Annotated in this window: 11 protein-coding genes, 1 tRNA gene and 1 pseudogene; 10 read left to right on the top strand and 3 right to left on the bottom strand. The window is 40.7% G+C overall.

Translation table 11 applies throughout. The features are described 5' to 3' along the window. Positions 1 to 94: 94 nt before the first annotated feature. Complete coding sequence (locus C7B62_RS14215; protein WP_106237465.1) at positions 95 to 1,300, bottom strand: glutathione S-transferase family protein; 1,206 nt, start codon at positions 1,298 to 1,300, stop codon at positions 95 to 97. Between the two features lie 179 nt (positions 1,301 to 1,479). Here C7B62_RS14215 and C7B62_RS14210 point away from each other — a divergent pair, with 179 nt between their 5' ends. The 5 genes from C7B62_RS14210 (at position 1,480) to C7B62_RS14190 (ending at position 5,628) form a co-directional block, all read left to right on the top strand. Continuing rightward, positions 1,480 to 2,214: a 15,16-dihydrobiliverdin:ferredoxin oxidoreductase gene (locus tag C7B62_RS14210; protein WP_106237461.1), complete on the top strand. Its 735-nt coding sequence runs from the start codon at positions 1,480 to 1,482 to the stop codon at positions 2,212 to 2,214. A gap of 34 nt (positions 2,215 to 2,248) precedes the next feature. Then, positions 2,249 to 2,992, top strand: coding sequence for a phycoerythrobilin:ferredoxin oxidoreductase (locus tag C7B62_RS14205; RefSeq protein ID WP_106237457.1), 744 nt, complete (start codon positions 2,249 to 2,251; stop codon positions 2,990 to 2,992). A 529-nt stretch (positions 2,993 to 3,521) separates the two neighbouring features. Continuing rightward, entirely contained in the window at positions 3,522 to 4,040 is a 519-nt protein-coding gene (locus C7B62_RS14200) for a phycocyanin subunit beta (RefSeq protein WP_106237453.1), read from the top strand. Between the two features lie 89 nt (positions 4,041 to 4,129). Further along, entirely contained in the window at positions 4,130 to 4,618 is a 489-nt protein-coding gene (gene cpcA, locus C7B62_RS14195) for a phycocyanin subunit alpha (RefSeq protein WP_106237449.1), read from the top strand. A gap of 179 nt (positions 4,619 to 4,797) precedes the next feature. Then, entirely contained in the window at positions 4,798 to 5,628 is an 831-nt protein-coding gene (locus tag C7B62_RS14190) for a HEAT repeat domain-containing protein (RefSeq protein WP_106237446.1), read from the top strand. On the opposite strand, the gene C7B62_RS14185 is transcribed toward C7B62_RS14190, so the two are convergent. Further along, positions 5,608 to 7,479: an EAL domain-containing response regulator gene (locus C7B62_RS14185; protein ID WP_106237443.1), complete on the bottom strand. Its 1,872-nt coding sequence runs from the start codon at positions 7,477 to 7,479 to the stop codon at positions 5,608 to 5,610. The genes C7B62_RS14190 and C7B62_RS14185 overlap by 21 nt on opposite strands. A gap of 396 nt (positions 7,480 to 7,875) precedes the next feature. Here C7B62_RS14185 and metH point away from each other — a divergent pair, with 396 nt between their 5' ends. Next, complete coding sequence (gene metH, locus C7B62_RS14180; protein ID WP_106237439.1) at positions 7,876 to 11,493, top strand: methionine synthase; 3,618 nt, start codon at positions 7,876 to 7,878, stop codon at positions 11,491 to 11,493. A gap of 7 nt (positions 11,494 to 11,500) precedes the next feature. On the opposite strand, the gene C7B62_RS25740 is transcribed toward metH, so the two are convergent. Next, complete coding sequence (locus C7B62_RS25740) at positions 11,501 to 11,653, bottom strand: hypothetical protein (RefSeq protein ID WP_158260684.1); 153 nt, start codon at positions 11,651 to 11,653, stop codon at positions 11,501 to 11,503. 152 nt (positions 11,654 to 11,805) lie between these two features. On the opposite strand from C7B62_RS25740, the gene C7B62_RS14175 reads away from it, so the two are divergent. From C7B62_RS14175 to C7B62_RS14165, 4 genes and pseudogenes are all read left to right on the top strand, one after another. Beyond that, positions 11,806 to 11,879, top strand: a tRNA-Pro gene (locus C7B62_RS14175). Between the two features lie 519 nt (positions 11,880 to 12,398). After that, a complete protein-coding gene (locus tag C7B62_RS25410; RefSeq protein ID WP_146132107.1) occupies positions 12,399 to 12,578 on the top strand; it encodes a hypothetical protein in 180 nt (59 codons plus the stop codon). A gap of 75 nt (positions 12,579 to 12,653) precedes the next feature. Then, positions 12,654 to 12,824 (top strand): annotated as a pseudogene (locus C7B62_RS26880) (MGMT family protein); the annotation flags it as partial. A 161-nt stretch (positions 12,825 to 12,985) separates the two neighbouring features. Next, positions 12,986 to 13,588, top strand: a 603-nt coding sequence (locus C7B62_RS14165; RefSeq protein ID WP_199194198.1) for a cellulose binding domain-containing protein, incomplete at its 3' end; no start/stop codon positions are given.

Below are 13,588 nucleotides of genomic sequence, written 5' to 3'. Positions count from 1 at the left end.
AAGAGTGAATAATTACAGCAGCTTAACAAATAGGCGATCGCTATCTAAATAAATAACACATAATTAGATAGGGGCGAACGACCGTTCGCCCCTACTAGCCACAAACAAAATTGGCAGGATTTTGATCGTAACGGTGTTTAATTGGCAGAGGTTCGGGTTGAGCATCGCCTACTAAAACAGCCGTTTGTTCTAATGCTGTTCGTAATCGTTTGGCAGCATAAATTGACATATCTCTCGGCACATTAATGCGATCGCGTAGATAGCGCAAAGCAACATCAGAACCCAATGGTGGAGTGATGCTTTCTCCCGTCATCATGCTAGTTAAAGCGCAGCGCAAAGCTCGATCAAACAACTGTTCATCAGCAGGATTGACTTTTAAAATATTGCTTTTATGTTTAATTACCCGTTGTAAAGCTTCCTCTCGCGAGTTTTCGGGTTCTGGATAACTAACATCAGGTAGTTTAAACCAATCACCGCGATCAACTTTTTCTTGATTAATCAAAGATTGAGGCTCACCGTTAGAGTAGCATCCTCCCATTTGTGGTGGCAAGTCATGAACATGGGTATGGAAATCGCTTTGAGTACCGCGATAGGTTGGTCGAGTTTCCATCGCCTCAAACCAGGCTGCTAAACCTGAATTTTCTTCACGTAAGGAATAGCCTTTGTAGTAGTAAAGACTGGCATTCATCCGTTCGACATAGGGAGTGAAGATAACATCAGCGGTGCTAAATTCCTCTAAGAAATATGCTCCAGGAGTAGCAGCTAAGGCTTCTTCTACCATTGCTACAGTGGCTATAAACTGCTGACGATTTTTTTGCTCTTGTCCAGGAAAAAATGCGCGATCGCACAGCCAACCACACCAAGCCCTAAATAATAGCCGTTCTAATCTTCGGCGAGTTAACACCTGCTCGTCTTCCATACCCCGATACAGAACACCAAAAACCCTTTCCAAAGCTATTAAAATATCATCGCTTTCAGTAATAATTTGTCCATCTAACTCTACTGCTGGCAGCATTCCCGAAGGAACTTTTTGCTTATACCAGCTTTCTTTCTTGCCGTAGCAAAACATGGTAACTTTCTCAATACGGTAAGGAACTTGCTTTTCTTCTAGCCACAGCCAAATCTTCTGACAGTAAGGACACCAGGCATGATTATCTCGAAATAAAGTCACTCGCACATCCGCCTCAGTCTGACCAAATAAGCGCAATGTAGCTTGAGAGTTAGTATTACCGTTAACAGAATCGATCGCAAAGTTAGTGAGTTCGGCTAGTTGTCGCCAAGAAAGGGGTTCGCTTATCATAAAAATAAATATTTAATTACTAATTACTTTTTTTGAGTTAAGCTTACAGCCTAAAACTCTTAAATTTTAACTTAGTGCTGTTTTATTACGGTTTGTTGCTTTGTCCTCAGAAAAGAAGACTAGTTCCCGATCGCTTCTATATTGTGGCTATAAGCCTTACTGTATATAGCAATAATTGTATGTTCGCGCCCTTTAAAGAATATTTAGAAGAAGAACTTTTTAAACACTTCGATTTAAGCAGTCGCTCTATTCCTGCGGGATTGGAAGCTAACGTTAGTGCTAGAGGTAAAAACCCAGCCACGATTCAAAGCTGGTGTTATCAAGCTGAACAATTGAGAAAGATTCGTTATTCCTATATTGACGCAGGGGAAACTGCTCAAGTATTTAATAGCGTTATCTATCCTGCTTATCATTACGACATACCATTATTGGGAGTAGATTTTCTCTCCTTTGGTAAGAAGAAAATTTTAGTAGTAATGGATTTCCAACCACTGTTTCGCGATCGCGCCTACATCGATCGGTATATTGAGCCGATGCGAGAGATTAGGGATAAATATAATGAATTGGCTCAAAATTTAGAAATGAAATTTTATGATGCTAATCAATATTTCTCTAAGTATTTGCTGTTTGCCAAGCTGGATTCAGAGACGGTAGTAAATAAACTGTTTCCCGCTTTCCAAGCCTATTTGGCGCTGTACTGGAAAATGGTGGCTGAGGCTACACCTTTAACCAATCCAGAGGACATTCAGCGCATTGTCGCAGCACAAAAAGAATACGATCAATATAGTGCGGATCGAGATCCCGCTCATGGTCTATTTAGCAGCTATTTTGGCTCAGAGTGGTCAGAAAAATTTCTCTATGAATTTCTGTTTGAAGATGCATCTCCTTTGGCAGTTTCGACCGCCAGGAAATAGCTATTAGCTAAAAAAACTTAATGATTTTAACAGCATGACATTATATCAACCCTTTATCGACCACGCGATCGCCACTTTAACGTCCAGATTAAACCTGCAACCCTACCCCATTCCTGCTGGGTTTGAGCATAAAGAAGGGGTAATGGGCAAAGGCAAAAAGCAAGAGCCAGTCACAACTACCAGTTATGGCTTTCAATCAGACAAACTAAGGCAAATTAGAGCAGCTCACGTGCAGGGAGGAGATTCTCTTCAGGTACTGAATTTTGTCATTTTCCCTCAGCTTAATTACGACTTGCCCTTTTTTGGAGCAGATTTAGTCACCTTGCCTGGGGGGCATTTAATTGCGATTGATATGCAGCCACTATTTAGTCAAGATCAAGCTTATCAGGCTAAATACAGCGCTCCAATTATGCCGATGTTTCATGAGTATCAACAAAACTTACCGTGGGGTGGAGATTTTCCCCAAGAGGCTCAACAATACTTTTCTCCAGCTTTTCTATGGACTCGTCCTGCTCAGACAGAGGTAGTTGAAAATTTAGTCTTTAAAGCTTTTTGTGATTATCTCGATGCCTATATCGATTTTGTCGAACAAGCAGAATTAGTAACAGATCCTCAAGAGCTTAAAGCGATTTTTCAAGCCCAAAAAAGCTACGCTGATTATCGAGCCGAAAAAGACCCCGCCAGAGGTATGTTGACTCGTTTATATGGCTCTGAATGGACAGAAGAATATATTCATGGTTTTCTCTTCGATCTTGAACGAACTTTGACCGCAGCTTAAGCGATCGCCCAAGTAATGATAGAGTAGCAAAAACTCGCAAACAGTCATTAATCAGACAATTGTTGATAAAAGTAACAGTTGATTGCTTTGAATTACAGAAGAATAAGATAATAAACAATAACAAAAAAAATTTTGTTGAGGATAGTCAGGAAAATCAGGAAAATTTAACAAGACGTAATAAACTATGGTTCGTTGTCGTTGTATAAAAGTTATCTGAGGGATAAATGCCTGTAGGCGAAGCCAAAAAGCGATCGCAGAGTGCGGGTTGAAAACTTCAAACTTTGTGAAATGCCTTGGATAACCGCCGTAAAGCTATCTCTTTTACGGTTTTTTATTAAGCGTGTAAAGTTTTGTTAGGTGACTTAAGAAACTCTGACTAAGTGCCTAGAGAATAGTAACTTAGCACCTTCGACAATTAACCACTTTCTCGATGCTAGCGATCGCTGGTGGCAGAAAGTTGTTTTTAAGTTAAGATTCCTTTTTGAAGTTCAACTAAACCAAATTTAATTCGAGTAGGAGATTATTTATAATGTTCGACGCATTTACTAGAGTTGTGGCTCAGGCTGATGCCCGTGGCGAATTTCTATCTAGCAGCCAATTGGATGCTCTAAGTGCAATGGTTGCAGCTAGCAACAAACGTATGGATTCAGTTAACCGTATTACTGGTAACGCTTCCGCGATCGTGACTAACGCAGCTCGTTCTTTGTTTGCCGAACAGCCTCAGCTAATTGCTCCTGGCGGTAACGCTTACACTAGTCGTCGCAACGCAGCTTGCTTACGCGACATGGAAATCATTTTGCGCTATATCACTTACGCTATCTTCACTGGTGATGCGAGTGTATTAGAAGATCGTTGTCTAAATGGACTACGTGAAACTTATCTAGCTTTGGGTACTCCTGGTGCTTCTGTGGCTGTTGGCGTTCAGAAAATGAAAGAAGCCGCTTTAGCAATTATTAACGATACTAACGGTATTACTCCTGGTGACTGTAGCGCCATTTCTTCTGAAATCGCTGGCTACTTCGACCGTGCTGCTGCTTCAGTAGGTTAATTCAGCAGACCTATTTGCTCTGTTGACAAGCCAATATCAACCTTTGGTTGTATAGAAAAAATTAGTAAAACAAGAGAAAGATCACAATCATGAAAACTCCTTTAACCGAAGCAGTATCTTCTGCTGATTCCCAGGGTCGTTTCTTAAGCAGCACTGAAATCCAGACTGCTTTTGGTCGCTTCAAGCAAGCCAATGCTTCTTTAGAAGCAGCAAAAGCTTTAACTAGCAAATCTCAGAGCTTGATTGACGGCGCAGCTAATGCAGTATACGCTAAATTCCCCTACACTACTACCACTCCTGGCTCTAACTACGCTTCCACTCCTACTGGCAAAGCAAAATGTTCTCGTGACATTGGTTACTACCTTAGAATGGTAACTTACTGCTTGGTTTCTGGCGGAACTGGCCCTATGGATGAGTATTTAGTAGCAGGTTTGGACGAAATCAATCGTGCTTACGAACTATCTCCTAGCTGGTACATTGAAGCTCTAAAATACATCAAGAGCAACCATGGCTTAAGTGGCGATCCTGCTACTGAAGCAAATAGCTATCTTGACTACGCGATCAATACCCTTAGCTAAGGCTCAAGGACTCAATTGCGATTAGTCATCAACCTGTGCTTAAGTGACAGGTAACAGATGAGGTTCAAGTGTTTTGACTCATCAAGTGATACTCAGAGGAGTATGCGAATGCCAGCAAGCAAGCTAGTATTTGTTTACTTTTCTGAGTATTGTTGTTTTAAAGGGATGAAGGATGAAGGATGAAGGATGAAGAAATAGATAGCTTAAACAATCCCAATGAAGCCGAGCAGTTAACGTTAGAACAGGCGATCGCCAACCTTAATCAAAAAGAAGATTTAGGAGCGCGCTATTATGCGGCTTGGTGGCTGGGCAAGTTCAGAATCAAAGACCAATCGGCGATCGCTGCTTTATTAACAGCATTAGAAGATGAACAAGATCGAGCGCCTGATGGGGGATATCCTTTACGTCGTAATGCAGCTAGAGCCTTGGGTAAACTTGGGGATAAGCAAGCAGTTGAGCCATTGATTCGCTGTTTAGAATTTCCCGACTATTACGTTAGAGAAGCTGCTGCTCAAGCGCTAGAATGCTTAGAGGATCAAAGATGTGTTCCTACGTTAATTAAGCTGCTAGATGGTGGAGTGGCCAAGGCGACCAGAGTGGCAGGTAAGCCCCACTTAGTACAACCTTATGAAGCGATCATTGAAGCTTTAGGCACTTTAGGCGCAACGGAAGCAATAGACTTCATTGAGCCATTTACCCAACACTCAACCGAAAAGGTAAAATATGCTGCTGCTAGAGCTATGTATCAGTTAACCAGAAAAGACCAGTATGGCGAGATGCTGATTCAGGCATTGTCTGGAGACGATCTACAGCTACGTCGTTCGGCATTGATGGATTTAGGTGCAGTGGGATATCTCAAGGCGGGTCAGGCGATCGCTGATACCTTAGCGGAAAACAGTATGAAGTTAATTGCCCTCAAAGGATTATTAGAAAAAGACTTGAGCAGTAGAGACTCAGAAATATCAATCCAAAGCATTAAAATAATGAATCTAATGGATGCTCTGCTTTAATTCATCCTGTAAAATCAGCGCGATCGCTTCTTCTGCTGTCATCGGTTGAGCAAATAAATATCCTTGAGCATATTCACAGTTTAAGCTCTTGAGTTGCTCGGCTTGAGCTAAGGTTTCAACTCCTTCAGCGATCGTTTCCATCCCCAAATTGCGGGCAAGGGTAATAATTGTCTTAATAATTTCTAGACTTTCACGATCACAACTAATATTTTTAATAAAAGAACGATCAATCTTCAGGTTATCAATAGGCAAGCGACTTAGATAGCTCAAGGAAGAATAGCCTGTGCCAAAATCATCAATACTCAGTTTAATTTCCCTTTTTTTAATTTCTGTTAGAGTAAGTTGAGTATTTATTTCTGAATTTATCAGTACTCGTTCGGTAATTTCTAACTTTAAACAGGTAGGATTTAAACCAGTTTGCGCTAAGATTTGATCCAATTTATCGATAAAATCAGGTTTTTGGAATTGTTGAGAGGCAACATTAACATTGACCTTGAGCGCAGCGATGTCTGGACGAGAGGCATATTCTTGTTGCCAAGCTGAGAGAACTCGACAGGCTTCTTGTAATACCCAATCGCCAATTTCGACAATTAAGCCCGTATCTTCCGCTAAAGGAATAAATTCTGCTGGGGAGATTAAACCATGTTGTGGATGATGCCAACGAATTAGAGCCTCAAAACCTGACAGGTTATTGTCCTTAAGAGCAATTATGGGCTGATAATAAACAGTAAATTCTTGATTAATTAAAGCTAATCGCAAGTCACGTTCAAGTTCGACTGCTTTAAGAGTTTGAATATACATCGCCTCGTCAAATACTTCATAACAAGCTTTGCCTTTTTCTTTGGCACGATACATAGCAATATCAGCATCCCGCAAGATCTCGGAACTATTTTCATACTTAGATGAACTGAGGGCAATTCCAATACTGGCACTGCTAACCAAGCTATAACCTCCACAATTTAAGGGCAATTTAAGTTGTTCTTGTAAGCGATCGCCTACATGAGTTGCATCCTGAAGAGAATGAATATCATCTAGCAGAATCACAAATTCATCTCCTCCCAAACGAGCCACTGTGTCGGTCAGGCGTAAATCTTGCTGAATGATTTTTGAGATCGCCACTAAAAGCCGATCTCCTACCAAATGACCTAAGCTATCGTTAATTGTTTTAAAGCGATCCAAATCGATAAACAGAATAGCAAACAAGTGATGAGGATTACGTTTAACACGCTGGAGAGCGCGTTCAATTCGTTCCATTAACAAAGTACGGTTGGGTAACTCCGTCAGACCATCATATAAAGCATCGTGAATTAGCTGTTGTTCTACTTTGCAACGTTCAGCAATTTCTTGTTGTAGTTTCTGATTAGCATCAGCTAGCTTTTGATTAGCAATTTTTAACTGTAGGGTACGCTGCTGAACTCTTTGTTCAAGCTCTTGATTTAACAGATGAATTTGAGCTTTAGCTGATTGAAAATCTAGCTGATTTTTGACTCGAATTAAAACTTCTTCTACCTTAAAAGGTTTGGTAATATAATCTACTCCGCCAACCTCAAAAGCTTTAACCTTATCCAAAACATCGTTTAAGGCACTGAGAAAAATTACGGGTACGTCTTTAGTTTGAACTGCGTCTTTTAATCTTTGACAGACTTCATAGCCATCCATGCCTGGCATATTGATATCCAGTAGAATCAGATCGGGAATCACTTTAACTGCCACCTGTAAGGCGATCGCCCCGTTTTTAGCGCAGCGAATTTTATACCCTTCTTGACTCAAAGTATGAGATAAAACTCGTAAATTATCAGCAAGATCATCAACAATGAGAATATTGTGAGGCTGCTGGTTAGATGAATTCATATTCAATTAGATTTACAATGAAGATTAATTATTAGCTGCTTGCTGACTTAAATTAACGATCTCATCAAAATCAAAATCATCAACCCTCCTCAAAAATAGATGCTGTTAAGGTAATAATATAAATAACCTGTCTGTTTAGGTGTGATTTGATGTTTTTGGTTGCTTTATAACCTTTGGTCACAGACATCCACAATCTATCAATCTATATAGACGGGGTTTCAATAGACAGTATGACCATCAGATTTCTAAATCTAGTCTTCCCTTTCTGTTCCTGAAAATGAGCTTTTAGTCAGATTCTTACTGATCCAGACTCCAAAAGATAAATTCCTATTATTCTAATAAGTTCATATAATGGGACTTAATGTAACTTAACCTGTTGATCAGCAGTCGCTAGCAATGAACAGCCTTTTTTTAGATCGTCTTCACAGTCCCAATCGTCCCGTATTAGTTTTGGACGGTGCGATGGGAACAAACCTTCAAGTTCAAAACCTTACCGCCGAGGACTTTGGTGGAGAGCAATACGAGGGATGTAACGAATATTTAGTCCATACCAAACCCGAAGCAGTAGCCACAGTTCACCGTGGTTTCTTGTCAGCGGGGGCAGATATTATTGAAACCGACACCTTTGGTGGGACATCCATTGTCTTGGCTGAATATGATTTGGCTGACCAAGCCTACTATCTGAATAAAACTGCTGCCCAATTGGCTAAAAAGTTGGCGCAAGAGTATTCTACCCCTGAAAAACCTCGATTTGTAGCGGGTTCGATGGGACCTGGCACTAAGCTACCCACCTTGGGACATATTGACTATGATACGTTGCTGATTAACTACACAGAGCAGGCAGAAGGATTATATGACGGTGGAGTAGATTTATTTTTAGTTGAAACTTGCATGGATGTGTTGCAGATTAAAGCAGCACTCAACGGTATTGAAGAAGTATTTAAAGCCAAAGGCGATCGCCGTCCTTTGATGGTATCCGTGACCATGGAACAAATGGGGACGATGCTTTCTGGTTCAACGATGGAATCAGCTTTGGCAATTTTAGAACCTTTCCCGATTGATATTTTAGGTCTAAACTGTGCTACAGGACCAGACCTCATGAAAGAGCATATTAAACATCTATCGGAACATTCTCCCTTCGTGGTTTCCTGTGTGCCTAATGCGGGTTTACCAGAGAATATTGGGGGACAGGCTTACTACAAGTTAACGCCGTTAGAACTACGCATGGCGTTGATGCACTTTGTCGAAGATTTGGGAGTGCAAATCATTGGTGGCTGTTGTGGAACTCGTTACGACCACATCAAACAGCTAGCAGAAATGTCAGGAGATTTAACCCCCAAAGAACGGCATCCTTATTACGAACCTTCCGCTGCGTCGATTTATAGCACGCAACCCTATATTCAAGATAATTCCTTCCTAATCGTTGGGGAAAGATTAAACGCTAGTGGTTCTAAGCAGTGTCGTACTCTGCTTAACGAGGAAGACTGGGATAGTTTAGTGGCGTTAGCTAAGTCTCAAGTCAAAGAAGGCGCTCATATCCTGGATGTCAACGTCGACTATGTGGGCAGAGATGGAGAAAAAGACATGCGGGAACTAGCTTCTCGTCTGGTTAATAACGTCACGCTACCACTGATGTTAGACTCCACTGAGTGGACGAAAATGGAGGCAGGGTTAAAGGTTGCTGGGGGTAAGTGTATCCTCAACTCCACTAATTATGAAGACGGAGAAGAAAGATTTTATCAAGTATTAGAGCTAGCTAAAAGATACGGTGCAGGTATCGTTATTGGTACAATCGATGAAGATGGTATGGGGCGAACTGCGGATAAAAAGTTCGCGATCGCCCAACGAGCTTATAATGCTGCCAGAGAATATGGTATCCGCCCCGAAGAAATATTTTTCGATCCCCTGGCTTTACCCGTCTCTACAGGGATTGAAGAAGATCGTGAAAACGGCAAAGCAACAGTGGAAGCGACAAAAAGAATTCGCGCAGAATTACCAGGCTGTCATGTTTTGCTAGGGGTTTCTAATGTTTCCTTTGGTCTGAATCTAGCATCGAGACAGGTATTAAATTCCGTTTTTCTCCACGAATGTATGCAGGTGGGATTGGATTCGGCGATCGTCAATGCCAGTAAGATTCTACCTCTGTCTAAAGTTGATCCTAAACATCAAAAAATTTGCCGCGACTTAATTTATGATAAGCGAGAGTTTGACGGCGATATCTGTACCTATGATCCTTTGGGAGAATTAACCACTCTCTTTGCTGGTAAGAAAATCAAAAAATCCGAGGCAGTAGATAAAAATCTGCCCATTGAGGAACGTTTGAAACAGCACATTATCGACGGAGAACGTATTGGTTTAGATGAAGCTTTAGATGAAGCTTTGGGAACATATCCTCCTCTAGAGATTATTAATACTTTTCTACTCGACGGTATGAAAGTTGTGGGGGAACTATTTGGTTCGGGACAAATGCAACTTCCTTTCGTTCTGCAATCAGCCCAAACCATGAAAGCTGCCGTGGCATACCTTGAACCTCACATGGAAAAAGAAGAGGCTGATGATAGAGGGAAAGGCAAATTTATTATTGCCACAGTTAAAGGAGACGTTCACGACATTGGCAAAAACCTTGTCGATATTATTCTGTCCAACAATGGTTATAAAGTAATTAACCTGGGTATTAAACAGTCCGTAGAAAACATTATTCAAGCCTACGAAGAACATCAACCAGACTGTATTGCTATGAGTGGATTACTGGTTAAATCCACCGCCTTTATGAAAGATAACTTGGAAACTTTTAATGAAAAGGGAATTACTGTTCCCGTAATCTTAGGTGGTGCGGCTTTAACTCCAAAGTTTGTTAATCAAGATTGCCAGAATACTTATAAAGGGAAGGTTATCTATGGCAAAGATGCCTTTGCCGATTTACATTTCATGGATAAGTTGATGCCCGCGAAGGCAGAAAATAACTGGGATGATCTCAAAGGATTTTTAAATGAACCCAACGATGATAGGGGTGATTCGCGACGCGAAGCTAGTCCTTTAGGGCGAATCGCCCCTACGGAAAATGGGGATGAAATTCCTTTTGAGGGAGAAAACCAAGACAAAATCTTTGTGGATGAAGTCAGCAAGAAACAAGCACCTACGGTAATTGATACCAAACGTTCTGAGGAAGTAAGTTTAGATATTGATCGCCCGACACCTCCTTTTTGGGGAACTAAGATCTTGGAATCTACAGATATTCCGATTGATGACGTTTTCCCCTATTTGGACTTGCAGGCTTTATTTGTTGGACAATGGCAGTTTCGTAAGCCCAAGGAACAGCCACGAGAAGAATATGATGAGTTCCTAGCGCGGAAGGTCAATCCTATTTTAGAGGAATGGAAACAAAGAATTATCACTGATAATCTGTTGAATCCTACAGTGATTTATGGTTATTTCCCTTGTAATGCCGAAGGAAATACTTTATATATATACGATCCTGATGTCGTACGGGCGAATGCCTGTTCACTCCTAGTAGAACCTGTGACTTCGTTTGAATTTCCTCGTCAAGGTTCGGGCAAACGTCTTTGTATTGCTGATTTCTTTGCGAGTAAAGAGTCTGGTCAATTTGATGTCTTCCCCATGCAGGCGGTAACGGTGGGAGAAGTTGCCACAGAATACGCCCAAAAACTATTTCAGGCTGATAACTACACTGAATATTTGTACTACCACGGTATGGCAGTACAGATGGCAGAAGCATTAGCCGAATGGACTCATGCCAGAATTAGACATGAATTAGGCTTTGCCGCTGAAGAATCCAGCAGCATCCGCGATATTCTTCAGCAACGCTATAGAGGTTCTCGCTATAGTTTTGGTTATCCTGCTTGTCCCAACATTGAGGATCAGTTTAAGCAGCTAGATTTACTCGATACTAAGCGGATCAACATGTATATGGATGAAAGTGAGCAACTCTATCCTGAACAGTCTACTACGGCGATTATTACCTATCATCCTGTAGCAAGATACTTTAGTACTTAACCTCAGTTCAGGTTAAGAACATTAATCGATGAAGGTAGCTATAAGCTTTCACAAGTAACAAGTAGCAAGTTTTACCTCTTTCTAAATCCGCGAGGATTCCAATATTGAGTTGAGCCTCAGTAGCGATCGCCCATACGGAAACTTTAGCTACAGCGATCATACTTTTATGGGGTTGAAAAATCAGTTAAATAATGGGCGTTGTTGAGTAGCTAATATAGCAATCGAAGCCAAGATGAAGGCGTTTTATCGCCCTAATTCTCTTAACCTGGCAATACCTGTAAAATACTAATATGCTAGTATATGTAGCTAATACGGGATGTAGCGCAGTTTGGTAGCGCACTGCTTTCGGGAAGCAGGGGGCGCAGGTTCAAATCCTGTCATCCCGATAACTCGGAAGCCTCGTTATTTTTAGAACTGGTCGAAAAAACCAAGGAAATCGCTGCTAAAAAGCACTGGACGCCAGCCCAACTCGCACTCCCCTGGTTACTGGCAAAGGGTTAAGATATCATCCCCATTCCTGGAACGAAACGTCAAGCACGACTGCTTGTAAATATTGGTGCATTAGAAATTATATTGACTGCTAGCAAACTCGAACAGATTGAAGTATTGAAGTATTTCTACCAATTAGTTCTGTTGCTGGAACTGGCTATCCTGAAGCACTTATGCGCTCCGTTAACCGTGAAGTATTGAAAGTGGAACGCGCTTTGCGATTTGCTACGCCACGCCTTCAGCAATTACCCTTCGAGTAAGCTTCGCGATCGCGCACAACTAAAGTATTAAGTAATTGTACTTAATATATCAACGAAAGTTAGCAGAGATATATCTACTTCGTTGAGTATTACTCAAGACGTTTTAACGAGAATTTCGATTTTTACACGCTGTAGGATCACTTGAGGACTGTTTTTATGCGCTCAATTTTCCAAGACAACTTTCCTCTATTTAGGCAGTTGATGTCACCAGAGGAGGCAGAAGCGTTTTTACATCGTCCAGTAGCGCGGGTGTTAACGGTACGTTGCGATCGCTTTCACGAGGGCGATAATATTTTGCTGATTGGAGATTCGGCTCATGCAGTATCGCAGTCTTAATTCATTATCAAACGCTGCTTCTGTAATTTGCATCTAGTATATAAAGTAGCTCCATAACATAATAAATTTGTTCTCCTCGGCTATCTGATTCATTGCCATCGGGTGATTCGAGCATCTGGGGAACTCGGCGGCTATCGCTGGGGTAAAGAGCGTAAAACCATCATTCTGGGTAGGGAAGCCAGCCGTACAAGTTGTGACCGTGAGGATATTTTAGTAAACTTTGTGATCAATATCACCTTCTTGTAGTTATTTACCTCACTCTCGCTTCATATCAAGCAAAGATAAAGTTAGTTCATAAGTAGATAAAGAAGTAATAAAGTTTTAAATCTTTTTACTGTATTTTCAAGTTGAACAAAATTCAACTAAATTGTTTTTTAATTTAAACATAAAAACTCTATTAAATAGTAATGAATAAAGTGTTAGTTAATCAAAAAACTTTTAATCTTAAGTCTGAAATCACTGATGATTGGGGTGGTTGGCATAGAATATCAATTGATTTGGAAGCATTAAGTAATACAAATAATTGGAAAATTGGTATAGACTTACCTGCGGATTATAGAATCGATCAGATTTATGGCGCTGAGTTAATCCAGGAAGACGGTAAAACCTACATTACTGGAGCAGGTTGGAATAAATCAATGGTCAAAGGCGATCAAAACGAAATTATTCTAATTGTTGATGAAGGTAACAGCGCAAGCTTACCTCCTACTGCTGCACAATTCATATTTGCTGATTCTACCTACATTAAATCTAGTTCAGTAATTGATTCAAAAAGTTATATCACTGAAGATTGGCAAGGGGGATATAAATTAGAATTAGATCTTTCTGCTAAATCAAACGTTAAGGATTGGCAACTTGACTTTAATTTACCTTATAAAATTACGGCAGCATATGGTGTAGACCTAATTGATAACGGCAACGGTAATTATACTATCAAAGGACAAAACGATCAGGTCAATTTAACCTCAGGACAGTCGATTAAACCTATCTTCATTATTGATGACGGTGGA

The sequence above is a fragment of the Pleurocapsa sp. CCALA 161 genome, assembly GCF_003003995.1.
Classification (GTDB): domain Bacteria; phylum Cyanobacteriota; class Cyanobacteriia; order Cyanobacteriales; family Xenococcaceae; genus Waterburya.
This window is presented reverse-complemented; position numbering and strand designations above follow the sequence as displayed.